17 protein-coding genes and 1 tRNA gene are annotated in these 25,115 nt (G+C 63.1%); 2 read left to right on the forward strand and 16 right to left on the reverse strand.

Annotation, left to right across the window (positions count from 1 at the left end; all coding sequences use genetic code 11):
* Window positions 1–13: 13 nt before the first annotated feature.
* The 4 genes from A9D13_RS12535 to A9D13_RS12550 form a co-directional block, all read right to left on the reverse strand.
* Window positions 14–1,354, reverse strand: coding sequence for an AtzE family amidohydrolase (locus A9D13_RS12535; RefSeq protein WP_066774273.1), 1,341 nt, complete (start codon window positions 1,352–1,354; stop codon window positions 14–16).
* Window positions 1,351–2,490 (reverse strand): bile acid:sodium symporter family protein, encoded by a 1,140-nt coding sequence (locus A9D13_RS12540; protein WP_066774276.1) that lies wholly within the window; start codon window positions 2,488–2,490, stop codon window positions 1,351–1,353. The genes A9D13_RS12535 and A9D13_RS12540 overlap by 4 nt, the downstream gene beginning before the upstream one ends.
* A 112-nt stretch (window positions 2,491–2,602) precedes the next feature.
* Window positions 2,603–3,052: an RrF2 family transcriptional regulator gene (locus A9D13_RS12545; protein WP_066774279.1), complete on the reverse strand. Its 450-nt coding sequence runs from the start codon at window positions 3,050–3,052 to the stop codon at window positions 2,603–2,605.
* An 80-nt stretch (window positions 3,053–3,132) separates the two neighbouring features.
* Window positions 3,133–4,065 (reverse strand): homocysteine S-methyltransferase family protein, encoded by a 933-nt coding sequence (locus A9D13_RS12550; RefSeq protein ID WP_066774281.1) that lies wholly within the window; start codon window positions 4,063–4,065, stop codon window positions 3,133–3,135.
* Between the two features lie 199 nt (window positions 4,066–4,264).
* On the opposite strand from A9D13_RS12550, the gene A9D13_RS12555 reads away from it, so the two are divergent.
* Window positions 4,265–4,651, forward strand: a complete 387-nt coding sequence (locus A9D13_RS12555) for a DUF302 domain-containing protein (protein WP_066774283.1) — start codon at window positions 4,265–4,267, stop codon at window positions 4,649–4,651.
* 6 nt (window positions 4,652–4,657) lie between these two features.
* Here A9D13_RS12555 and A9D13_RS12560 read toward each other — a convergent pair.
* The 6 genes from A9D13_RS12560 to lgt all read right to left on the reverse strand — a co-directional run bounded on the left by A9D13_RS12560 (window position 4,658) and on the right by lgt (window position 9,930).
* Window positions 4,658–4,731: transfer RNA gene (locus A9D13_RS12560), tRNA-Gly, on the reverse strand.
* Between the two features lie 179 nt (window positions 4,732–4,910).
* On the reverse strand, window positions 4,911–5,762 hold the full coding sequence (locus A9D13_RS12565) for a cytochrome c1 (RefSeq protein WP_066774285.1): 852 nt from the start codon (window positions 5,760–5,762) through the stop codon (window positions 4,911–4,913).
* A gap of 30 nt (window positions 5,763–5,792) precedes the next feature.
* Window positions 5,793–7,103 carry a cytochrome b gene (locus A9D13_RS12570; RefSeq protein ID WP_066774290.1) on the reverse strand — a complete coding sequence of 437 codons (1,311 nt, stop codon included), beginning with the start codon at window positions 7,101–7,103 and terminating at the stop codon, window positions 5,793–5,795.
* Window positions 7,104–7,114: 11 nt separating this feature from the next.
* Window positions 7,115–7,687 carry a ubiquinol-cytochrome c reductase iron-sulfur subunit gene (petA, locus tag A9D13_RS12575; RefSeq protein ID WP_066774292.1) on the reverse strand — a complete coding sequence of 191 codons (573 nt, stop codon included), beginning with the start codon at window positions 7,685–7,687 and terminating at the stop codon, window positions 7,115–7,117.
* Between the two features lie 224 nt (window positions 7,688–7,911).
* Window positions 7,912–8,982 (reverse strand): class I SAM-dependent methyltransferase, encoded by a 1,071-nt coding sequence (locus A9D13_RS12580; protein WP_066774294.1) that lies wholly within the window; start codon window positions 8,980–8,982, stop codon window positions 7,912–7,914.
* Window positions 8,983–8,991: 9 nt separating this feature from the next.
* Entirely contained in the window at window positions 8,992–9,930 is a 939-nt protein-coding gene (gene lgt / locus A9D13_RS12585; protein WP_066774296.1) for a prolipoprotein diacylglyceryl transferase, read from the reverse strand.
* Window positions 9,931–10,100: 170 nt separating this feature from the next.
* On the opposite strand from lgt, the gene A9D13_RS12590 reads away from it, so the two are divergent.
* Complete coding sequence (locus A9D13_RS12590; RefSeq protein ID WP_066774650.1) at window positions 10,101–12,848, forward strand: [protein-PII] uridylyltransferase; 2,748 nt, start codon at window positions 10,101–10,103, stop codon at window positions 12,846–12,848.
* Here A9D13_RS12590 and A9D13_RS12595 read toward each other — a convergent pair.
* The 6 genes from A9D13_RS12595 to rpoC all read right to left on the reverse strand — a co-directional run bounded on the left by A9D13_RS12595 (window position 12,845) and on the right by rpoC (window position 25,058).
* Window positions 12,845–13,969 carry a threonine aldolase family protein gene (locus tag A9D13_RS12595; RefSeq protein ID WP_082922376.1) on the reverse strand — a complete coding sequence of 375 codons (1,125 nt, stop codon included), beginning with the start codon at window positions 13,967–13,969 and terminating at the stop codon, window positions 12,845–12,847. The two genes, A9D13_RS12590 and A9D13_RS12595, sit on opposite strands and share 4 nt — an antisense overlap.
* Window positions 13,970–14,069: 100 nt before the next feature.
* On the reverse strand, window positions 14,070–14,990 hold the full coding sequence (locus A9D13_RS12600) for a dioxygenase family protein (RefSeq protein ID WP_082922377.1): 921 nt from the start codon (window positions 14,988–14,990) through the stop codon (window positions 14,070–14,072).
* A 121-nt stretch (window positions 14,991–15,111) separates the two neighbouring features.
* Window positions 15,112–16,452, reverse strand: a complete 1,341-nt coding sequence (gene gltX, locus A9D13_RS12605) for a glutamate--tRNA ligase (RefSeq protein WP_066774298.1) — start codon at window positions 16,450–16,452, stop codon at window positions 15,112–15,114.
* A gap of 20 nt (window positions 16,453–16,472) precedes the next feature.
* Entirely contained in the window at window positions 16,473–18,134 is a 1,662-nt protein-coding gene (locus A9D13_RS12610) for an NAD+ synthase (RefSeq protein ID WP_066774301.1), read from the reverse strand.
* A gap of 79 nt (window positions 18,135–18,213) precedes the next feature.
* Window positions 18,214–20,538: an EAL domain-containing protein gene (locus tag A9D13_RS12615; RefSeq protein WP_082922378.1), complete on the reverse strand. Its 2,325-nt coding sequence runs from the start codon at window positions 20,536–20,538 to the stop codon at window positions 18,214–18,216.
* 215 nt (window positions 20,539–20,753) lie between these two features.
* Window positions 20,754–25,058 (reverse strand): DNA-directed RNA polymerase subunit beta', encoded by a 4,305-nt coding sequence (gene rpoC, locus A9D13_RS12620; RefSeq protein ID WP_066774303.1) that lies wholly within the window; start codon window positions 25,056–25,058, stop codon window positions 20,754–20,756.
* Window positions 25,059–25,115 lie beyond the last annotated feature (57 nt).

Genomic DNA, 25,115 nt, shown 5'->3' on the forward strand with positions numbered 1-25,115 from the left:
GCTTCGGTCTCGCTCACGCAGTTACCCCCTCTTGCGCCGATGTCGGCACGATTGATCCGATGATGCCCGCAGCCTCAAGCGTGCGGGCATAGGCAAACAGCAGCCCCTCCGATCCGGGCTTGCCGATAAGCTGCAGGCCCAGCGGCAGTTCGCCGGGCCGCTTCAACGGCACCGCCAGCGAAGGCCAGCCGGTGAAAGTGATGGGCTGGGTATGGATGCCCAGATCCGCCCGCGCCGCCGACATGGCGCCGTCGATCATGATGCGCGGATCGTCGACCGGCGGCGCAGTGCATGGGGTCGCGGGGGCGAGGATCACGTCGTAGTTCTCCAGCGCCTCGGCAATCTGGGCGCGGAAAGCGTCGCGATATTGATAGGCTTCGTCCAAGAGGCCCTGCGGCAGCAACGCGCCCGCGATCAGCCGGTCGCGGACCTGCGGGTCGAACTTCATCGCCTTCGATGCCAGCGCCTCGCGGTGGAGCGCCCCGCCCTCACCCGCAGTGATCAGAAACGCCGCCGAACGGGCGCGGGCGATATCGGGCAGTTCGACCAGCGGCGCATCTTTTGCCAGCGTGTCGATCGCGGCGATTTGCGCCGGGTCGACATTTTCGCGGAAGCGCCCGCCGAACCGGGCCAGACGCGGCGTAATACGCGGCTCGCCAAACGGCTCTCCCGCCAGCACGCCGCAGACCAGCGCCATGTCTTCCATGCCCAAAGTGAAAGGCCCGATGTCGTCGAAGCTTTCCGCAAAGGGGAACACGCCTGCCATCGGCAGGCCGTCATGGGTGGGTTTCAGCCCATAGATGCCAGTCAGGCTCGCCGGAACGCGGATCGATCCATTGGTGTCGGACCCCAGCGTAAAGGGCAGCAATCCCGCCGCCACCATCGCTGCGCTGCCGCCCGAAGAACCACCGGCAAGCCGGTCGGCATCGTGCGGATTGCGGGTGGTGCCGTGCTTTGCATTGATGGTCGCAAAGCCATAGGCGAACTCGTCCATGTTGAGCGTTGCCACCAGCACCGCGCCCGCCGCATTCAGCCGCCTTATCGCCTCGGCATCCTTTGCCGCACCGGGCGCATCGCAATAGATGGCCGAGCCTGCCGTGGTGGGCAGGCCCTTCACGTCGAACAAATCCTTTACCCCATAGGGCACGCCTGCCAGCGGGCCGGGATCTTCGCCTGCCGCTATCTTAGCATCGACGGCATCGGCCTCGTCGCGGGCGCGGGCAGCCAGCAGGCGCGTGATCGCCACCAGCGGATCGGCCTTGATCGTGATCGCTGCCAGCGTTTCTTCCAGCACCTCGCGCGCCTTGACGCGGCCGGCGCGGACATCGGCGGCGATCCGGGTCGCGGGGTTCACGGGCGCTCTCCCCGCAGCGTCGCGGCATGGCGGGACAGCAAGGCGAGATTGCTCTCGACCCCGGCCTCGCACTCCGCCGGAATCGCAATCCCGCGCGCCTTCGCGGCAGCGGCGATTTCGTCAGCCCCGTGCGGGATCGTGTCGCCCTTGGGAGCGTCCAACACTTCGCCCTGTTTCGCGAACCGCCCTGCCAGCCATGCGCAAACGAACAGCTGCAACTGGTGGAAGATCATCAGCGGGATCACCACCATGCCGACCTGCGCCGGGGCGAACAGCGCGCCTGCCATCGGCACGCCCGATGCCAGCGATTTCTTCGATCCGCAGAACAGGAGGACGATAAAATCCTCTCGCGGCAGGCCCGCGATGCGGGCGACCACCACATTGACCACCATGACAATGGCAAGGATCACCGCGCTGACCACCAGCAGCAACAGCAGGTCGGCGATGCCCAGCGAATTCCAGATGCCATCGACGACAGCCGCGCTGAAGGCGGAATAGACGACCATCAGGATCGACCCGCGATCGACCGGCTGCAGCATCTTCTTGTGCTTGTCGACGAAGCTGCCGATCAGCGGCCGCAGGAAATGCCCGGCAAGGAAAGGCACCAGCAATTGCAGCGTGATCGACTGCACCGCGCCCCAGTCGAAACCCTGCCCCGTCTTGCTCGACGCGATGAACAGCCCGACCAGCAGCGGCGTGATGAAAATGCCAAGAAAATTGGAGATCGAGGCCCCGCACACCGCCGCCGCGACATTGCCGCGCGCGATTGCGGTAAAGGCGACCGACGATTGCACGGTCGAAGGCAACAGGGTGAGAAACAGGACGCCTGTGACCAGCGCCGGATCCATGATCCCTTTCAGTGCCGGATCGATGGCAAGTCCCGTCAGCGGGAACAGCACATAGGTCGAAGCCAGCGCCAGCAGGTGCAGCTTGAGCTTTCCCAGACCCTGCATGATCGCCTGCCGCGACAGCTTTGCGCCCTGCAGGAAGAACAGGAGCGCGATGGCGAGATCGGCCAGCACCTCGAACACGCTGGCGAACGCGCCGCGCGCAGGCAGCAGCGATGCCGCCGTCACGACCCCGACCAGCCAGAGCAGGAACGGGTCGACGTTAGGTATGGTAAAGCCCCGCCGCATGTTTCGCCCTTTGCCTTTGCTTGCCCTATCGATCAAATGCAATGATCTGCACGGATGATTGCAAAAATTCGTACACCCTGATGCTGTGCAGCATTATCAGACCCCTGCCCCGTCAAGTCCCGGCCTCTTCCGCAGGGGCAAAACTCGGCTCGAGCGCTATCGGATCGGACAGGCGCACCCCGTCCAGCAGTTCCGCGGTGCGATCGCGAACCTGAAGCATCAATGCGCGGGTGCGGCACTCGTGCTCCTCCACGCAATTCTTGCAGCATTCATGCGCGTGTCGGCTGGCGCAGGGCACCAGCGCAAGACTGCCGCGCATGACCCGGATCAGGTCGCCATAGGTGATGTCGACCGGGGGGATCGACAGGCGATAGCCGCCCGCCTTGCCCCGCTGCGATTCCACGATGCCAAAGCGCGTCAGTTCCGACAGGATGACGGTCAGGAATTTGGGCGGAATATTCTGCTTCGCCGCGATCTCGGACAGGGGCACGGTTTGCTGGCCGTAACAATCGGCCAGGTGCTGCATGGCGCGGATCGCGTAGCGGGTCTTTTGTGAAAGCACCCCCGATCATTGCCGCAAGCGCGAGCGGCCCGCAAGACGGGCTGCAGGCCATCGACAGTCATGTTCGCACCGCGCCTGCGTCAGGCGATCTGCTCGGCAATCGCCGTCACATGGCGCAGGTCACCACCACAGCAGGCGCCAAAAACATTTAGCCATGGCATCGCCTGCTTCAGCTGCGCATATTGTTCGCCCAGTTCTACCGGATCGCCGGGGTCGAGATCGGGCGCCTCGTCCAGCTCGGCATGACTACGACGCGAGGCATTGGCCCTGATGCCGCGAATTCTGCGCCGCCAGTCCCCGCCCTGCAGCACGCCGGCGAAATGATCGGGGTGCGCGCAATTGACCATGAAATAGGCCGGACCGCCATCGGTGCCCGCATCGACCTGCGCGATCGCATCCTCCAGCGGCTGACCAGTGGGCATACGGCCATCTGTTTCCAGCGTAAAGGAAATCACGCAGGGAAATCCTGCGTCCTGCGCGGCCCGGACCAGCCCTTCAGCCTCTGATGCCTGCGTGAACGTCAGCCCGGTCACCATGTCGAGCGGCGTTTCGGCCAGCCAGCCGAGCTGCTCGGCATAATAGGCGGCCGCATCGTCGGCGCCGATCAGGTCCTCTGGCGCATAGGCATCGCCGCGCGGGCCGATGGGCGCGTTCAGCACGATGGGCCGGTCATTCGCCGCCCTGTCGCGCAGACTGCGAATAAGCTCGACCGCATCGATATTGGCGCGACGCAGATATTCGATGCTCTCGCCCAGATCCGCCGCCCAATGACGATGCGCCTTCCACGTCACCGTATCCAGGATCAGCCCGGCCCCACGACGACCGGCCAGATCGATGAACCCCTGGAAATAATCTTCCAGCGCCCGCCGCCCCTCAGGCTCGGGCAGCAGGGTATGCGCGGCGAATTCCCTGATTTCGATGCCATGGTTGAAGATCAGATCGGTTTCGATTCCTGCGTCGGTCAGGAATATGCTGCCATCAAGTTGCGGCAGGCTTCCACGGTATTTCTGCATGGCCACATCCCCCTGTGTCGGCGACCTTGTGAACTCCGTCCTGTCGGGCGATCATATCCCAAATTCCGGCCCGCGGGTTCATTTGAATGGGCAGCCTGCCGCAAGTTCGGAACATGTTGGCCGCACGAACATGCGCCGGGAACTGCGACGTGCGCCATTCGTCAGGCTCTCGAGAACTTCAAACGAGAGAAACTGAAACATGAGCTATTACATCGCCAAGACAATCGACCTGCCGATGGACGCCGCAATCGATGCGGTGACCGAAGCCCTGAAGACCGAAGGCTTTGGCGTGCTGACCCGCATCGACATCGCCGCCACGCTCAAGGAAAAGATCGGCGTCGATTTCCATCCCTACACGATCCTTGGCGCCTGCAATCCCAAACTCGCGCATGAAGCGCTGGAGCTTGAGGACAAGGCTGGCCTGATGCTGCCGTGCAATGTCGTCGTGCAGGAAACTGGCGAAGGACACAGCGAGGTCGCCGCGATCGACCCGGTCGCGTCGATGAAGGCGATCGACAACCCCGCCCTGCACAGCGCAGCGGCCGAAGTGCGCCAGAAGCTGACGCGGGTTATCGAGGCGCTTTGAAGAGGTTGGAGCGGGTAAGGGGAATCGAACCCCTCTAGCTAGCTTGGAAGGCTAGAGCATTACCACTATGCTATACCCGCCCATTCGCATCGGGCCCCAAGGCACACGATCAGGCGAAGTGGCCCATTGCCACCAGTTGGCCCTTCCCGTCAATCTCGTATCGCACCGTGCCCACTGCAATAGGGGCAAGAAAAAAGGCCGCCCCGGATTATCCGAAGCGGCCTTTTCATGTCTGGTCGCGTGAACCGGGCCTTGCGGCTCAGTGCTTCACGTTCCGCCACACGTTGCGATAGGCAAGGAATGCCAGCACCGAGGCGAAGATCAGGAACAATACCACCGGGAAGCCGGTCGCGTGACGCTTCTGCAGCGTCGGTTCCGCCGTCCACACCAGGAATGCCGCGACGTCCTTCGCCATCTGGTCCAGCGAAGCCTCGGTTCCGTCGGCATAGGTCACCTGACCATCCGAAAGCGGTGCCGCCATCGCGAGATTGAGGTTCGGGAAATACGGATTGAAATTGAGACCCGTGGGCGTCGTGAAGTCGGGGAATTCCTCCTTCAGCGACTTTCCGTCATGCGTGTAGGTTTCGGGATCGGCATAGCCGGTCAGCAGCGAATACACATAATTGCCACCGTCATGACGCGCCTTGGTGATCAGCGAAAGATCGGGCGGCACGGCATTGTTGTTCGCGGCAGCCGCGGCAACGGCGTTCGGATAGGGCGACGGGAAGTAATCGGTGGGCGAACCCTCGATCAGCGTGCTTTCGCCGGTGTTGGGGTCGATGCCCGGGACCATCCAGCTCGAAGCTTCGGCCTTCACCTCTGCTTCGGAATAGCCCAGCTCGCCCAGGTTGCGGATCGCAACATGGCGCAGCGAGTGACAGGCCGAGCAGACTTCCTTGTAGACCTGGTAGCCGCGCTGAACCTGCTGGTAGTCGAACGTGCCGGTCCAACCCGCGCTCTGCAGGTGGGCGTCGCGCGGGGTCAGGTGGAACTCGTGCTCCGCGGTCACCTCTGCCTTTTCGGTGGCGGCGGTATAGGCGCCGACCGCAAAGGTGTAGAGCAGCACCACGACGAAGCCGAGGCCGACGATGATTGAAATAAGGCGTGCCATCTTACGCGTCTTTCTCTTTTCTCGTCTGCGTCAGGCCGAAGCCGGTGCATCGTTGGTAGTTGCAAGCGGCACCGCATCGTGCCCGCCCGTCTTGTCGCCCAGCACCGCTTCGGTGATCGAACCGGGCAGCGGCTTCGGCGTTTCGAACGACGAGACCAGCGGCAGGATGATGAGGAAGTGCGCGAAGTAATACATCGCGGCGATCTGGCTCAGCATCACATAGGGTTCCTCTGCCGGAGCGCCGCCGCACCAGAACAGGACCGCCATGGCCACGAGCAGCGCATAGAAGAACTTGCGGAACACGGGGCGATAGAGACCTGAACGAACCGGCGAACGGTCGAGCCAGGGGAGGAAGAACCAGACCAGGATCGATGCGAACATCGCGATCACGCCCATCAGCTTTGCGGGAATGAACAGGAAGTCCTGGGTAAAGGCGCGCAGGATCGCGTAGAACGGCCAGAAGTACCATTCGGGAACGATATGCGCCGGCGTCGAGAGCGGGTTTGCCGGGATATAGTTATCCGGGTGACCCAGCGAATTCGGCATGAAGAACACGAAGAGCGTGTAGATCACGAGGAACACGCCAAGGCCGAAACCGTCCTTCGCGGTGTAATAGGGATGGAACGGCACCGTGTCCGATTCCGACTTCACTTCCACGCCGGTCGGGTTCGACGAACCCGGAATATGCAGCGCCCAGATGTGGAGGATGACCACGCCCAGGATCACGAAGGGCAGCAGGAAGTGCAGCGAGAAGAAGCGATTGAGCGCGGCGTTATCCGGCGCATAACCGCCCAGCAGCCAGATCTGCAGCGGTTCGCCCACCAGCGGGATCGCACCGAACAGACCGGTGATCACCTTCGCGCCCCAGAAGCTCATCTGCCCCCAGGGAAGGACATAGCCCATGAAAGCGGTTGCCATCATGAGGAGGAAGATCACGACGCCCAGCAGCCAGATCATCTCGCGCGGGGCCTTGTACGAGCTGAAGAACAGCCCGCGGAAGATGTGGACATAGACGACCACGAAGAAGAAGCTTGCGCCATTGGCATGGCCGTAACGCAGCATCCAGCCCCAGTTGACGTCGCGCATGATGTGCTCGGTCGAATCGAAGGCGACAAGCGCGTTCGGCGCATAGTGCATCGCGAGGATGACGCCGGTGACGATCTGGATGACGAGGCAGAAGCCCGCCAGGACACCGAAGTTCCAGAAATAGTTGAGGTTGCGCGGGACCGGATAGCCGGCGCCGACCGCATTATAGACGAAACGCGGAAGCGGAAGCTTCTCGTCGAGAAACTTCATCAAAGGAAGCTTCGGCTCGTACTGCTTTGCCCAGGGGAAGCTCATGTCTGTCTACCTCAGCCGATCTGCACGGTGGTGTCGGAGGTGAATTCATACTCCGGCACTTCCAGGTTGAGAGGGGCCGGACCCTTACGGATGCGGGCAGCGGTATCGTAGTGCGAACCGTGGCAGGGGCAGAAATAGCCGCCGAACTCGCCCTTGTTCTCACCCTCGCCCGCGCCCAGCGGCACGCAGCCCAGATGGGTGCACACGCCCATGGTGATCAGCCAGTTTTCGTAGCCTTCCTTGGTGCGTTCAGCGAGCGACTGCGGATCGCGCAGGCTGCCGGTCGGCACCGCATTGGCGGCCTCGATCTCTGCCGGGGTCAGGTTGCGCACGAAGACGGGCTGCTTGCGGAATACCGCCTTGATCGCCTGTCCCGGTTCGATCGCGGAAACGTCGACTTCGGTCGTCGATTCGGCGAGAACGTCCTTGGACGGGGCCATCTGGCTGATCAGCGGATAAAGCACCGCAAGGCCGCCGACGCCAGCGGCGCTGACCGCCGCTATTTCGAGGAAATCGCGGCGACGCACTTCGCCCCCGCCTTCACCTTCGACCGTATCATGCGTGTCGATGGTCGTCTCTGCCATGCCACATCCCTGATTGACCGCTCGTCCGGCAGGATGCCGCACGTGCTTGCTTCGAATTATTCACGAGAGTTGCGACGAAGTATAAGTCCCCATCCAGCCCCCGCCTTGATCCATGCCAAACGGGCACGAAACATGGCCAGGGCAAACCTCGCTCCGGGGACCCCATAAACAGCCGAACGCAATTTTCCAACAGCGATTTTGCGGCAGGCTTGTGGATTGACGGGTCAGGCCGTGAAATAGGCCCCTTGCGGCCAGCCGGTCGAATGCCCAGCAAGCACCTTGAAAAGCGACCCCATGCGGGTTGGCGAAACAAGCCGGTCGAGCGCCTCACCCAGCGATTTTGCCTGCGCCGGATTGGCCTTTGCCAGCATGGATGCGCGTTGTGCGATGCCCAATGCGAGGAGAAATTCGCCCTGTGTCGCCATTGCGATGGCGATCCCCTGCGCCTTGGCCGTATCGGCCAATGCCGAAAAATCGACATGCGCCGTCAGATCCGCCTCTCCCGCATGGGCGAAGGGATCGACTTTTTCATGGGCGCGCACGGCTTGCAGGCTCGATCCGGTGAACGGCTTCAGGTGCCCATAATCGAAACACAGGATCGCCCCGCCCTGTTTTTCGATCCGCGCGGCCAGATCGGCCATGATGGCAGAGGCCGCGGGACAGGCCTCGATGATTGTTTCTTCGGGCAGGTCGCGCCGGGATTCGGGTACGGCTGCGTCCATCGGCCTGTCACCGGGCACCGGGTGGAACGCACCGCTCGCGTGCCCGACCACGATTTCGCGCCAGCCTTCGCCGGTCTTGACCAGCTGGCGGATCGGCAGCGCGTCGAAGAATTCATTGGCGAGAACCAGCAGCGGGCGATCTTCGGGCAGGGATCCGGTGTCATCGTGAAAAACGACCTCACGCCCGGCCAGCGTCTTTTCCTGCGCACCGCGCAGCACGGGCGACCCTTCCACCAGATGCACGCCCGACACGGGGCCGGCGCGGTCCAGCACCCGCAGCGCGTCCTTTGCCAGAGTGCCGCGCCCCGGACCCAGTTCGACATAGGCGGCATCGGCAGCGCCCGGCACGCCTGCCGCCATGGCGCGGGCACGAATGTCGGCGAGCCAGCCGCCCGCCATCTCGCCGAACATCTGGCTGATTTCGGGCGCGGTGGTGAAATCGCCGGTGGTGCCCAGCGGATCACGGCTGGCGTAATAATGCGCGTTCGATTCCGCCATGAACTGCGCCAGCGGCATGGGCCCCAGATGGCCGATCGTGCGCGCCAGCTTCGCGGCGAATTCGGTCCCGCTCATCCTGTCGGCTCAGGCCGCCGGGGCGGTCGCCCGCGTCGCGTGCTGCGGCGGACGCTTCAACGCGACCGCGATCAGCACCAGCCCGATCAGGATCATCGGCATGGTCAGCCACTGCCCCATGGAAAAGCCGGTCTGCGCCGCGAACTCCTCCAGCTGGGCATCGGGCTCGCGGAAAAACTCCACGGTGAAGCGCGCCAGCCCATAGCCCAGCGTGAATACGCCCACGAGCAGGCCCGGACGCCAGCGCGCCCGCGTCTTCCAGAACAGGATGAGCAGAATGGCGAGAAGAACCACGCCTTCGAGCAACGCTTCATAAAGCTGGCTGGGGTGGCGGGCCAGCGGGCCTGCTGTGGGGAATACCATCGCCCATGGCACGCCCTCGCCCGCCGGGCGGCCCCACAGCTCGCCATTGATGAAATTGGCAACGCGCCCCAGCGCAAGCCCTGCCGGCACGTTGACCGCGACATAGTCGCACACCCGAATGAAATTGAGCTTGCCGCGCCACGACACCCACGCGATCGCCAGCAACACGCCGATCAGCCCGCCGTGAAAGCTCATGCCGCCATCCCAAAGGCGCAAAAGGTCCCAGCTCACGGTTTCCGTATCGGTCCAGCCGGTCCAAAGCGAAGGCTCGTAAAAGGTCGCATAGCCCAGACGCCCGCCGATGATGATGCCCAGCGTACACCAGAAGAAAAGGTCCTCGGCATGGCGCTGCGCCAACGGGGCGCCCGGCGCCTTGATCATGCGCGACAGGTGCCAATAGCCAAAGATGATGCCGGTAAGATACGCCAGCGAATACCAGCGCAGCGTGAAGAAGCCGAGCTCGATCCCCGGCCTGAGGCCGAGATTTTCCCAATAGATCGGCTGATTGCTGGCCGCGATGGCGGTTTCGAGAAGCACGTGCTGGCTTTCCTTGGACTTGAGGGCGTGTATGGCCTGACGGCGCATTCGCGCGGCTCTTTGGCACAGTGGATGCCGCGATGCCAGTGCGCCGCGCATGCGTGGGAACGCAGGCGATAAGACATGCGTGGTTTTGCGAGCCCTTCAATTCGGGCTATGGCTGCCGATATTGGGTCGATACCCTGATCTGTCGCAATATTTCCGAAAGCCCCCGCCGCATGTCCCAGACCCGCATCCCCAATCAGCGCGCCATCGTCGACCGCAGGAAGGTTTCCGCCGCGGTCGATGCGCTGATCGAAGAAGCGGAAGGCAAGGTCCCGCGCATGAAGATCGTGGGGCTTTTGAAGGACACGCTGGCCGAAGGGCGCGAGGAAGTGGCGCGCCGTTTGGAAGCGGAACCTGCCGCCGGGCACAAGGTGGCAGCGGCGCAGGCCTTCCTGATCGACCAGCTGATCCGCGTGATCCACGATCATGTCATCACCCATGTCTATCCTGTCAGCAACCGGTCCAAGGGCGAGCGCCTGCTGCTGATGGCGGTGGGCGGATACGGGCGCGGCGAAATGGCGCCGCAATCCGATGTCGACATCGCCTTCATCACGCCGATCAAGAACACGCCATGGTGCGAACAGGTGATCGAGGCGATGCTCTATTACCTGTGGGATCTGGGGCTGAAGGTGGGCCATTCCAGCCGCAGCCTCGACGATATGGTCAAGATGGCGAAGCAGGACCTGACCATCCGCACCGCTTTGCTGGAGGGGCGGTTCCTGTGGGGCGATCAGGATCTTTACGAACAGGCGCGCGTGCGTTTCTGGAACGATGTCGTCGCAGGCAGCGAAAAGCAGTTCGTGGCCGAAAAGCTGATGGAGCGCGAGCAGAGGCACAAGCGCATGGGCGATTCGCGCTATGTCGTCGAACCCAATGTGAAAGAGGGCAAGGGCGGGCTGCGCGACCTGCACACGCTTTATTGGATCGGCAAATATATTCATAAGGTCCGCACCGCATCCGAACTGGTCGATGCGGGGCTTTTGACCCGCGCCGAATATCGCGCCTTCCGCCGGGCGGAGAATTTCTTCTGGGCGGTGCGCTGCCATTTGCACACCATCACGGGACGCGAAGAGGATCGCCTCACATTCGACCTCCAGCGCGAGGTTTCCCAGCGGATGAATTTCGTCGACCGCCCCGGCAAAAGCGCGGTCGAGCGGTTCATGCGCTTTTACTTCCTGCAGGTAAAACGGGTCGGCTCGCTGACCGGCGTGTTCCTGGCAGAACTGGACGAGCAATTCGCCAAGACCAAGCGCAATTCGCTGATGAGCCGCCTGCGCGAGCGCGCCCGCACGGTTCGCGGGTTCGAAATCGCGGGCGGGCGCATCAATGTGCCCAGCGACAATTTCTTTCAGAAGGACCCGGTCCGCCTGATCGAGATCTTCACCCTTGCGAACCGCGAGGGGCTGGAGGTGCATCCCAATGCCATGCGGCTGGCCGACCGCGACAATGCGCTGATCGACAACAAGATCCGCCGCGACAAGCGCGCCAATGCGCTGTTCCTTGATCTGCTTGCCAGCCACGACAATCCCGAACTGGCGCTGCGCTGGATGAACGAAGCAGGCGTTTTCGGGCGCATCGTTCCGGAATTCGGCCGCGTCGTCGCCCAGATGCAGTTCGACATGTATCACCATTACACGGTCGACGAACACACGATCCGCGCCATCGGCCTCTTGGCGAAGATCGAGGCTGGCGAGATGGCCGATACGCACCCCACCGCTGCCGAGCTGATCGGCAAGATCAAGCATCGCCGCGCGCTCTATGTCGCGGTGCTGATGCATGACATCGCCAAGGGGCGCGGCGGCGATCATTCGGTGCTGGGTGCGGAAGATGCGCTGAAAGTCGGCCCGCGCCTCGGCCTCGATGACGAGGAGACCGAGTTCGTGTCATGGCTGGTGCGCCAGCACCTGTTGATGAGCGCCACCGCCTTCAAGCGCGACCTCGCCGATCCCAAGACGATCAGCGATTTCGTGACCGAGGTGCAATCGCTCGACCGGCTGCGCGCGTTATTGGTGCTGACCGTGGTCGATATCGGGGCCGTCGGGCCCGGCACGTGGAACAGCTGGAAGAGCCAGCTGCTGAACGACCTCTACTACGCCGCGGAAGAGCGCATCCGCCTTGGCCACAAGGCCTATGGCCGCGAACAGGGCGTGGAGGCGAAGAAGGCCCGCGTGGCCGAGATCCTGGGCGGCGATGCCGCGCTGATCGACACCGCGGGCGGCGCGATGCAGACATCCTACTGGATCGCCGAAACGCCCGAGGTGATCGCGCAGAATCTCAGGCAGGTCGATGCAATGCACGGGCATCGCAACCTGTCGATCGAGACCCATTATTCCGAGACGCGCGGCGCCACGCTTGTCACCGTGATGGCGGGTGACCACCCCGGCCTGTTCAGCCGCATCGCGGGCGGCATCCATCTGGCCGGCGGCAATATCATCGATGCGCGCATCCACACCAACCGCAATGGCATGGCGATCGACAATCTGCTGGTGCAGGACCCGCTGGGCCGCCCCTTCCGCGAGGAAACGCAGATCGCCCGGCTGAAGCAGGGGATCGAGGATTCGCTGGCCCATCGCGGCGAGCTTGTCCCGCAGCTGGCCGCCCGCCCGACCCCGCGCCCGCGCGCCGATGCATTCGAAGTGCGCCCGCGGATCGAGTTCGACAATGACGCATCCAGCCGTTTCACCGTGATCGAGGTGAATGCCCGCGACCGTCCGGCGCTGCTCAATCGCCTTGCCCGCGCCTTGTTCGAAACACGGCTGATGATCCAGTCCGCCCATGTCACGCTTTATGGCGAACGGGCGGCGGATACGTTCTATGTCACGGATTTGCTGGGCGACAAGATCACGTCCAAATCGCGGATGAAGGCGATTGAGGCGAAACTGCTGGAGGCCGTCCGCGCGACCGAAGACGCTGCGGCCTAGGCGTCGAGCAGGATGGCGATAGCCGCTTCCAGCTCAGCATCGCCGAGATTCAGCGCCGCGCTGCCGATCGTGATTTCGGTGCGTGCGCCCATGTCGGCTTCATCGCCCGGCATTTCGACCGCCCTCAGATGGCCGAACAGCCAGATTCCCGTCTCACGCGCCGCGCGGTCGCGTGCGGCCAGCAGCTCGTCCACTTCGCCGCGAAGCGTCAGGTGGAACATATTGGTATGCGGCGGGTCGGGCAGCACCTGCGCGCGCGGCACCTGCGCGAACATGGCCGCCACTTTCCTCGCCCGCGTGATCCTGCGCGGCATCTGATCGATGCACGCGCCCAGCCGCATGCGCGCCGAGACGATATTGCCCATGGCCGTGAACAAGGTGCCGCCCTGCCGCCGCTGCCAGATTGCCGCTTCGTCGATGAAATCCGCAGGCCCGATCAGCATGGCACCGGGCAGCGCGCCGATATCCTTGTAGAAAGAGACATAGATCGAATCGAACAGGGCACCGATTTCGGCAAGGCTGCGGCCATAGGCGGGCGCGGCCTGCCAGATGCGGGCGCCATCGAGATGCAGGCGGATGCCACGCTCCCGGCATAATTCGCACAGCGCGACCAGTTCGTCCCAACTCGGCAATTGGCCGCCGATCTCGCGGGCAGGAAGCTCTAGCAACAGGCTGGCCAACGGCTTTTCTCCCGCCGCGCTCAGCGCGTGCAGGTCATCCGCAACGATCGGCCTGTCCGCTTCGCCGATCAGCCGCGCCTGCAGCCCGTGCAGGGCGCGATAGCCATGCTCTTCATGCAGTTCGAGATGGGAGGTCGGGTGAAAACCCGTCGTCATGTTGCCGGCCCGATCGGCCCAGACCCGCAGGGCGATAGGCTGCGCCATGCAGCCCGACGGCATGAAGCGCGCAGCAGGCTTGCCGAACATTTCGGCCAGCTCGCGCTCGAAATCCTCGACCAGCGGGCCGTTGCCGTACATGTCCGGCTGAATTTCGCGATCGCGCAGCCACGCGGCGACCGCTTCGAATTCCTCGGCAGAGTGCCGCACCCCGTCTCCGGCAAGCGGGCGTGAATCGAGACGCAGCTTCAGCCGCTGTGCTGCAAGGGAATCGGTATCGCTCATAAGCGCGGGATGCGCAGATGCCGCGCTTCCCGCAAGCCCTGCCCGTCAAGGCGGGGCATCGCCGTGGACAAGGCAGCGATTGCGGGAAGCGTTGCGCGACCTACAGCGCGAGGCCGATGACGCCTTTGCCGGTGTAGCCACTCGAAGGATCGCCGGTCAGTTCCAGCGTCATCGCCGCAATGCGTTCATCGCCATTATCGCCGAACACATTGTCAGTGGAGATGTCCTTCATCTTTTCCCACACCGGCTGGCTGTCGGCATAGGCATCGGTCGCATAAGTCGCGGCGCAATCCTCGGCGGGCAGCGCCAGCTGCGAGATGAGCGAGGCATATTTGCCGCCCGTCGCCTTTTCCTCGCTGGAAAACACCTCGAAATGGATGTGCGGATAGCGGCCCATGTAACAGCCGGGGAAGATCGTGGTGAACTTAAGCGTACCGCTATTGTCGCTGACCTGCAGCCCGCGCAGCCATGTTTCCTGCGGCAGGTCGTAAAGCGAATAATTGCCATCGGCATCGCAGTGCCAGATATAGATCGCATAACCGGCCAGCGCCTTGCAGTCGGCGTTGACGTCGACCAGCGTCAGTTCCAGCTCCAGCGGAATGCCGGGCGCGGTGTCGCTGGTCCCGATGGAAGTGCGCACATCCGATCGCATGATGCCGTCATCGGTCAGGATGTTCGACGTCGCACCCTTGGACTGGTTGGTGCCGTCTGCGGGATAGGGGCCATTGGTCTCGGTGGTGTAGGCAGTGCAGACTTCGCCATTGGTAGAGGTGCCGGTGACGACTGGTCCATTATCGACCTGCGGCGGCGGTCCCGGCGGGCCATTGCCCATCGACCCGCCCGCGCCTGACTGTTCGGTCGTGCCGCTTTGCGAACCGCAGCCGACCAGCAGCGCCGCGCCACCCAGCGCGCCAAAGGAAAGGAGTTTGCGGCGACCGAGGCCGCGTTCTTCCATGGCCTCCAGATCGCGTAGCAGGCCTTCGCCGCTGTGATCGTGTTTTGTGACGCTTTCGTCATGCATAATTGATCGTCCCTTCGCAGCACCCATTCACAATGGGCTATATGCAAAGAGAACAGCGATCACGCAGGTTTTATCCGCGCCTGTCGGTCGCATTTTGTAACGGGGCTGATACGTCCCGCGGTCAGCCAGCCGCCTTCTGCAACCTTTCGACTGCCCGGTCCGGCCCGATCAGCGGCAGAAGCGCATTCATATCGGGCCCGTGGTCCATGCCCGTCAGCGCCAGCCGCAGCGGCAGGAACAATGCCTTGCCCTTGCGCCCTGTGTCAGCCTTGAGCGCATTGGTCAGCGCCTTCCACGCGCCGCCTTCCGCCTGCCAATCGATGGTGGCGGCCGCCTGCGCGGCCTGCGCGGCGAAGGCGCGGTCCTCATCGGAAAGCTCGGGCGTGGCGACGGGGCCAGTGACGACCTGCCACCATTCATGCGCCTCGGTCACTTTTTCAAGGTTCGGGCGAATGGCAAGCCATGCCGCCTCGTCCATGCCTTCAGGCAGCAGTCCGGCGACATCGGCGTAAGCCATCGCATGCACCAGCGCCGCATTCAGGCGCAGCATTTCGGCTTCGTCAAATCGCGCGGGCGCGCGGCCAAAGCTCGACAGGTCGAAACCCTGCGCCAGCGCCGCCATGTCATGCTGCGCCTCCACCGGCTGCGAAGTGCCAATGCGCGCCAGCAGCGAATTCACCGCCATCGGTTCCAGCCCCTGTGCGCGGAAATCCTCCACCCCCGTGGAGCCGAGGCGCTTCGACAGCTTGCCTTCCACACCGACCAGCAGCGCCTCATGCGCGAATGCCGGGGGCTGGGTGCCCAGTGCAGTAAACATCTGAATCTGCACGGCAGTATTGGACACATGATCCTCACCACGCAGCACCTGCGTGACGCCCATGTCAATATCATCGACGCAGCTTGGCAGCATGTAGAGCCACGATCCGTCGGCACGGCGCACCACCGGATCGGATAGCAGCGCGGGATCGAAATGCTGCGGCCCGCGAACGCCGTCTTCCCATGTGATCGGCTCTTCATGATCAAGCTTGAAACGCCAATGCGGGGCGATGCCTTCCGCAGCGAAACGCTTATGATCTTCCTCTGTCAGATCCAGCGCAGCGCGGTCATAGATCGGCGGCAGCTTGCGCCCCAGCAGGATCTTCCTTTTCAGCTCCAGTTCCTGCGCGGTTTCGTAAGCGGCATAGACCCGCCCCTCGGTCTTCAGCCGTTCAAACGCGGCGTCATAAAGCGCAAGGCGCAGCGATTGGCGCTCCTCGCCATCGGGCGCGATGCCCAGCCATTGAAGATCGGCGCGGATCGCATCGACATGCTCCTCCCGGCTGCGCTCTGCATCGGTGTCGTCGATGCGCAGCATGAAGCGCCCGCCGGCTTTCTTCGCCAGCAGGTAATTATGCAGCGCCGTGCGGATGTTGCCGACATGCAGACGGCCCGTGGGCGAGGGAGCGAAACGCGTAATAATCATGCCCCGCCCTATAGCGCCAATCAGCCCGAACGGAAGCTATGCGTGATCGGATAGCGCCGGTCGCGCCCGAAATTGCGCGACCCCAGCTTCACGCCCGGAGGCGCCTGCCGCCGCTTGTATTCGGAAAGGTGCAGGAGTCGCTCGATCCGGGTCACGGTTTCGCGCTCGAACCCCTCGCCCACCAGCTGGTCGACGCTCTTCTCATGCTCCACCAGCCCGTGAAGGATGCCATCCAGCACGGCATAGGGCGGGAGCGAATCCTCGTCCTTCTGGTCGGGGCGCAGTTCGGCACTGGGCGGCTTGGCGATGATGTTGGCCGGGATCACTTCGCCCGCAGGTCCCTTGCCGATCTTGGGCCGGGCGCGATTGCGCCAGTCGGCCAGCTCGAACACCGTGGTCTTGTAGGCATCCTTCAGCGGGTTGTAGCCGCCCGCCATGTCGCCATAGATCGTGGCGTAGCCGACGCTCATCTCGCTCTTGTTGCCGGTGGTGACCAGCATCGGGCCAAACTTGTTCGACAGCGCCATCAGCGTCACGCCGCGAATGCGCGACTGGATGTTCTCCTCGGTGATGTCGACGTCCTTATCGGCGAAATCATCCTCCAGCATCTGGTCGAAACCGGTCACGGCAGGCTGGATCGGAATGGTCGAGAGGCGAACGCCCAGCGCCTTGGCGCAGGCCTCGGCATCGTCGAGGCTTTCCTGGCTGGTATAGCGGCTCGGCAGCATGACGCACCACACCCGGTCTGCACCCAGCGCATCGACCGCAACGGCAGCGCATAGCGCGGAATCGATGCCGCCCGACAGGCCGATCAGGACGCCCGGAAAGCCATTGTGGTCGACATAGTCGCGAAGGCCGGTGACCATCGCGCAATAGATGTCTTCGGGATGGTCCGACAGCCGGTGCAGCGCGCCCGGAACGCACGACCAACCCTGCTTGCCGCGCACCCAGCGGGTCGCGATCTCGACCTCTTCCCAGTCGGGCATCTGCGCGGCCAGAGTGCCATCGGCGTTGATAACGAAGCTTGCCCCGTCGAAGGCCAGCTCGTCCTGTCCGCCGACGCGGTTCAGATAGGCAAGCGGGACGCCGGTATCGATTGCCCGGCGTTTCGCCACGCCGTCGATGCGCAAAACGTCCTTGTCGATCTCGTAAGGGCTGCCGTTGATGCAGATGAAGATTTGCGCACCCATATCGGCCAGGTGACGGCACACGTCCTGGTGCCAGATATCCTCGCAGATCGGCAGGCCCAGCATCGCCCCGCGGAAAAGCACCGGATCCGGCAGGCCGCCGGGCGTGAACAGGCGCGCCTCGTCAAACGTGCCATAGTTGGGCAGCTCATGCTTGAAACGGGTGGCGGTGATGCGCCCGCCGTCCAGCAGCGCCACGCCATTATGCAGCGCGCCATCGCGCACGAACACGGAGCCGACCAGCATGCCCGGCCCGTCGCTCGCGGTCGCCTTGGCCAGCTTCTCCAGTTCCTCCGCCGCGCGTTCGATCAGCGCGGGCTTCAGCACCAGATCCTCGGGCGGATAGCCGATCAGGTGCATTTCGGGAAAAACGATGAGGTCGCTGCCTGCCTTCCGTGCCCTCTCGCGGGCCTCCAGCATGGATGCGGCATTGCCGGCGATGTCGCCGACCTTTTGATTGTGCTGTGCGAAAGTGATCGTGAGCGTATCGGCCATTCGCTTCGTCTAGGAAGCGGCGGGCGAACCGACAACTGCTAATTCGCGCCCGTTGCCACCAGAGGGTGCGAAAGCGGGGTCAGGCCGCATTGGTGAGGCGCCGCGTGCCGCGCCGCCAGTCGTCGTCGCGCTTGCCCTCGAACGGGCGACCATCGCTCAATTCCTCCACGTTGAAGGGGTAGGAGATGTAGAAACCCTGCACTTCGGTCACGCCCGCACCCTGCAGCCAGTTGAGCTGCTCCTCGCGCTCGATCCCCTCGGCCACCGTATCTATGCCCAGCGTCCCTGCGAGCGAGGTGACGGCACGGATGATCGCCTGACAATCCTCGCGCCGTTCGAGATCGTTCACGAAGCACTTGTCGATCTTGATCTTGTCGAAAGGAAAGCTGCGCAGGTAATTCAGCGAGGAATAGCCCGTCCCGAAATCGTCAAGCGAGATGCGCACGCCAAGGTCGCGGATCTTGTGCAGGGTCGCGATATTGACCTCCGAATCCTGCATCAGCACATTCTCGGTGATCTCCAGTTCGATCCGCGAAGGATCCATGCCCGTTTCCGCGATGGAATTGATCAGCATGGGCAAGAGACGCGCGCTCCTCAGCTGGATCGGCGAAAGATTGATCGCAACGCGCTGACCGTCGCGCCAGCCTGCTGCCTGTTTGATCGCATTGCGCATGATCCATTCGCCCAATGGGATGATCAGGCCCGTATCCTCGGCAATGGGGATGAATTCGCCGGGCATGACAACGCCGAAACGCGGATGTTCCCAGCGGACCAGCGCCTCGAAACCTGCGATCCTGCCATTTTCGATTTTGATCAACGGCTGGAAATGGAGCGCGAATTGCCCTTCCTGTATCGCTGTGCGCAGGTCCGCCTCAAGCGCGGCACGTTCGCGTTCCTTTTCCTCCATCCACGGCTCGAACTGCGCAAAACAGGAACGCCCCCGCGCCTTTGCGGCATAAAGCGCAAGGTCGGCCTGGCGAAGCAGGTCGTCGGCCTTGCCGCCCTGCCCCTTGAAAAAGGCGACGCCGACGCTGGTCGAGATATTGAGTTTCTGGCCTTCGATCCGGAAAGGCTCGACGATCGCGGCGACGATGCGCTCGGCCACGTTCAATGCCTCTTCCCGGTCACGGAACCGGGTCAGCAACACTGCGAATTCGTCACCGCCGAGCCGCGCGACGAGATCATGGCCTTTGACCTTGCTTGAAATCCGGCGCGCCGCCTCTGTCAGCAAGAGATCGCCGCAGCTGTGACCAAGCGTGTCGTTGATCGACTTGAAATGATCGAGGTCGAGATAGAGCAGCGCACAGATATCGCCGCTGCGCTGCCGGGCAAGCTGGCCTGAGAGGGTCTCCCCGAAGAGGAAGCGGTTCGCAAGCCCTGTCAGTCCGTCGTGATGCGCCATGAAAGCGACGCGCTGTTCGGTCCGGCGGCTGGCCGTCACATCACGGGCGACCCCGCGGATCGTGCCGTCGTCACGCGGCGTTGCCGACAGCGTCCACCAACGGCCATTGTCAAAGCCGTCAAGCTCCAGCGTGATATCGCGGAATGGTTCGCGCCGCAGCAGGCGGGAGGCAAGCTGCTCACGCTGCATCCCGGCGCGGAACAGCCCCACAATTTCGCGACCCTCGATCTCGCTCTTGGGCCGGCAGGCGGCTTCGCTGAAGCGGTCGGATACATCGATGAGACAGCCCGAACCATCCACCTGCCAGAGCCAGTCGGCGCTCTGTGCCTCATAGTCGTGCAGCAGCATGCGGATCGTTTCGGTGTTTTCGCCGACAGTGAATTCGGCTTTGAAGCGGGCCTCGTAATCGGCGGCATCGACGCGGATGCAGTGAAGCACGACCAGCGCATAAAACACGAGGACCGACATGGCGGCGAGATCCGCATGCCCGCCGCGCAGCAGCCCCGCCACGCATCCGCCAGCGGCAAGCGAAACGGTAAGCGCGATGCCCACCGTGGGCATGGACCTGAGATTAACCGTCGAGGCCGTCAACATACCGGCCAGCAGAACGCAGATCGTGACCAGCGCGGCAAGGTCGAGCATCGTCCCGATGAAGCCTAGTCCCAGCCCCCAGAACAGCGCATCGGCAAAGGCCAGCACATGGGCAAGCCCTACCTGTTTGCGGATATAGCCGAAATCGATCGTGTCATGCTGGATGCGCCCGGCCTGCCACACCCGCGCCACGCTGATTACCCCGATGATCGCCGGCCACAGCGCACACAGCCCATGCCAGAGCGAATGCGTCTGCATCGGAGCGATGGCGCAGGCGATCATCGCCGAAAGGCCGCTCAACATGGCCGCTATGGGTGCGCGCGTGGCATAATCCGCCAATCGCCGCGCAAGCAGCAATTCGTCGCGGCTGAAAACCGCTTCCTGCTTTGCCCCCATTATCCGCCCAATCATGCTGCGTTCGTCGGTTAGGAGGACAGGCTAACCGTGAATGGTAAAACCGCCGTAAAATGGCGAAAACCCAATTCTTCCAGACGATTGGCAAAAGGCTGCTTTGAAATTTACATAAAGAAATCCCCGCAATCGGATCGGTTTGATCACAATTGCGGGGATTTTCATATTCTGTGCAGGGACCGTCCCGTGGGAAGGCCCCTGTCAGGATTTGGCTATCAAGCGTTCTCGTCGCCGTCGGCCGCTTCCGGGTTCAGGTAATCGCCTGCATCCGCATCGGTGCCGTGGGTTTCACCCTCGACCGCCGCCAGCGGATCGTCACCGATCGCCGCTTCAGGGCCTTGGGCCAGTTCGGCCTCATGCTCTTCGGCGGCAGTCTCTGCTGCGACCAGCGCTTCCTGCATCTTGCGATACTGGGCGCGCAGCGCGGCGTCGCGGCTGGAGGCGGCAACGCGGACCCGGTTCATGCCCGCGCCGGTACCGGCGGGGATGAGGCGGCCCACGATCACGTTTTCCTTCAGACCGATCAGCGAATCGCGCTTGCCCTCGACCGCGGCCTGCGTGAGCACGCGCGTGGTTTCCTGAAACGAAGCGGCCGAGATGAAGCTGCGGGTCTGCAGCGACGCCTTGGTGATGCCCAGCAGGATCGGCTTGCCTTCGGCCGGTTCCTTGCCCTTGCCCAGCTTCGAGTTCGTCTCGAGCATTTCCTCGAGGTCGACCTGTTCGCCCGGCAGCAGGGTAGTATCGCCACCGTTGGTGATCTCGACCTTCTGCAGCATCTGACGAACGATCGTCTCGATGTGCTTGTCGTTGATCTTCACGCCCTGCAAGCGATAGACTTCCTGGATCTCGTTCACGAGATATTCGGCCAGAGCCTCGATCCCCAGAACTTCCAGAATGTCGTGCGGATCGGGCGAACCGGAGATCAGGTTGTCGCCCTTCTTGACGAAGTCGCCTTCCTGAACGTCGATCACCTTCGACTTCGGGATCAGGTACTCGACCGGATCACCCTCTTCCGGGATGATCGCAATCTTGCGCTTGGCCTTGTAGTCGCGGACGAATTCGACACGGCCCGACACCTTGGCGATGACCGCGTTGTCCTTGGGCTTGCGTGCCTCGAACAGCTCGGCAACGCGCGGCAGACCGCCGGTGATGTCGCGGGTCTTGGCAGCTTCACGGCTGGCACGGGCCAGAATGTCACCGGCCTGCACTTCCGCACCGTCCTCGACCGAAAGCGTCGTGCCCGGGGCGAGCATGTAACGTGCCGCCTCGGTTTCGTCCCCGGCCTGACCCAGCAGGGTCATGCGCGGACGCAGGTCTTCCTTCTTCGAACGACCCTGCGCACGATATTCGGTGATGACGCGCTGGGCGATGCCCGTCGCTTCGTCGACCTGCTCGGTCATGGTCTTGCCGTCGAGGATGTCCTGGAACTTCACGACACCCGACTGCTCGGTGATGATCGGCAGGGTGAACGGATCCCATTCTGCCATGCGATCGCCCTGCTTCACCTGCGCGCCGTCCTCGAAAAGGATGACGGTACCGTAGGGGACGCGGTGCATTTCGCGCTCACGACCCTCGGCGTCGATGACCAGGATCTCACCACTGCGGGCCATCGACAGACGGCGACCGCGCTTGTCGGTGATGGTCGGCATGTCGCGATAGACGATCTTGCCGTCCGACACCGCCTCGAGGTGCGAGGTTTCGTTGAGCTGCGCCGCACCGCCGATGTGGAACGTACGCATGGTCAGCTGCGTGCCCGGCTCACCGATCGACTGCGCGGCGATGACGCCGACAGCTTCACCGATGTTGACCGGCGTACCGCGCGCGAGGTCACGGCCATAGCACTTGCCGCAAACGCCCTGCTGCGCTTCGCAGACCAGCGGAGAGCGGATCTTGGCAACCTGCGTTTCGGCTTCCTCGATCACCTTGATCGCGGCCTCGTCCAGCAGCTGGCCCTTGGTGGCCAGAACTTCGCCGGTCTTGGCGTGGACGATGTCCTCGGCCAGCGTACGGCCCAGGATGCGCTCGCCCAGCGATGCGATGGTCGAACCGCCCTGGATAATCGCGCGCATTTCCAGCGCACGCTCGGTGCCGCAATCTTCCTCGACGATGACGCAGTCCTGCGACACATCGACCAGACGACGGGTCAGGTAACCCGAGTTCGCCGTCTTGAGCGCGGTGTCGGCCAGACCCTTACGAGCGCCGTGGGTCGAGTTGAAGTATTCAAGAACGGTCAGACCTTCCTTGAAGTTCGAGATGATCGGCGTTTCGATGATCTCGCCCGACGGCTTCGCCATCAGGCCGCGCATGCCGGCCAGCTGCTTCATCTGGGCCGGGCTACCACGCGCGCCGGAGTGGCTCATCATGTAGATCGAGTTGATCGGCTTCAGACGGCCGGTATCCTCGTCACGCGGCTGGGCCTTGATCTCGTCCATCATGGCGGCCGCGACCTGGTCGCCGCAACGGCTCCATGCGTCGATCGCCTTGTTGTACTTCTCCTGCCAGGTGATCAGGCCTTCCTGATACTGCTGCTCGTACTCGGCGACCTGCGCCTTGGTCTCCTCGACCAGCCCTTCCTTGGCGTCGGGGATGATCATGTCGTCCTTGCCGAAGGAGATGCCCGCACGGCATGCGTGGCGGAAGCCCAGCACCATGATGGCATCGGCAAACAGCACCGTGTCCTTCTGGCCGGTGTGACGATAGACCTGGTCGATGACGTCGCCGATGTCCTTCTTCGTCAGAAGGCGGTTGACGACCTCGAAGGGAACCGTGTGGCTCTTGGGCAGGCATTCGCCGATCAGCATGCGGCCCGGAGTGGTCTCCACGCGCTTGAGATAGGTGTTGCCGTCCTCGTCCGACTGCGGGACGCGGGTGTGGATCTTGGAGTGGAGCGTCACAGCGCCCACTTCGAGAGCCTGGTGCACCTCGGCCATGTCGGTGAGGATGCTGCCCTCGCCCGGTTCGCCGTCGAGATCCATCGACAGGTAATACAGGCCCAGCACCATGTCCTGCGAAGGCACGATGATCGGCTTGCCGTTCGCAGGGCTGAGGATGTTGTTGGTCGACATCATCAGCACGCGCGCTTCCAGCTGCGCCTCAAGGCTCAGCGGAACGTGAACGGCCATCTGGTCACCGTCGAAGTCGGCGTTGAAGGCCGAGCAGACCAGCGGGTGCAGCTGGATCGCCTTGCCCTCGATCAGCACGGGTTCGAACGCCTGGATGCCAAGACGGTGCAGCGTCGGTGCGCGGTTCAGCATCACCGGATGTTCGCGGATCACCTCGTCAAGGATGTCCCAGACTTCCTTGCGCTCCTTCTCGACCCACTTCTTCGCCTGCTTGAGGGTCATGGACAGACCCTTGGCGTCGAGACGGGCGTAGATGAACGGCTTGAACAGCTCCAGAGCCATCTTCTTGGGCAGGCCGCACTGGTGCAGCTTGAGTTCGGGACCGGTCACGATGACCGAACGGCCCGAATAGTCGACGCGCTTACCGAGAAGGTTCTGACGGAAGCGGCCCTGCTTGCCCTTGAGCATGTCGGACAGCGACTTCAGCGGACGCTTGTTGGCGCCGGTGATGACGCGGCCGCGGCGGCCGTTGTCGAACAGGGCATCGACGGCTTCCTGCAGCATGCGCTTTTCGTTGCGGACGATGATGTCCGGCGCACGCAGCTCCATCAGGCGCTTCAGGCGGTTGTTACGGTTGATCACGCGGCGATAGAGATCGTTGAGATCCGAGGTCGCGAAACGGCCACCGTCGAGCGGCACCAGCGGGCGCAGTTCGGGCGGAATGACCGGCACGACTTCGAGGATCATCCATTCCGGGCGGTTGCCGGATTCGATGAAGCTCTCCACGACCTTCAGACGCTTGATGATCTTCTTGGGCTTCAGCGCAGACTTGGTCTCGGCCAGCTCCTGCAGAAGATCTTCCTTCTCCTGCTCGAGGTCGAGATCCATCAGCATGGTCTTGACCGCGGACGCACCGATGTCGGCGCTGAATGCGTCTTCGCCATATTCGTCCTGCGCGTCGAGGAGTTCGTCCTCGGTCAGCAGCTGGAACTTTTCGAGCGGGGTCAGGCCCGGCTCGGTCACGATGTAGCTCTCGAAGTAAAGCACGCGCTCAAGCTGCTTCAGCTGCATGTCGAGCAGCAGGCCGATGCGCGAGGGCAGCGACTTCAGGAACCAGATGTGGGCGACGGGCGCTGCCAGTTCGATGTGGCCCATGCGCTCGCGGCGCACCTTGGTCACGGTGACTTCGACGCCGCACTTCTCGCAGACGACGCCCTTGTACTTCATGCGCTTGTACTTGCCGCAAAGGCACTCGTAGTCCTTTACCGGGCCGAAGATGCGCGCGCAGAACAGGCCGTCACGCTCGGGCTTGAACGTGCGGTAGTTGATGGTCTCGGGCTTCTTGATCTCGCCAAAGGACCAGCTGCGGATACGCTCGGGCGATGCCAGACCGATCTGGATCTGGTCAAAGGTCTCGGGCTTTGCGACCGGGTTTGCGAATTTCGTCAGTTCGTTCATTTTTCAAATCCCTATGAGGGGAAAATCGTCTAGGTGGCGGGGGAAGGCGGCGGTCAG

The organism is Croceicoccus mobilis, from assembly GCF_001661965.1.
In the GTDB taxonomy this organism is placed as follows: Bacteria; Pseudomonadota; Alphaproteobacteria; order Sphingomonadales; family Sphingomonadaceae; genus Croceicoccus; species Croceicoccus mobilis.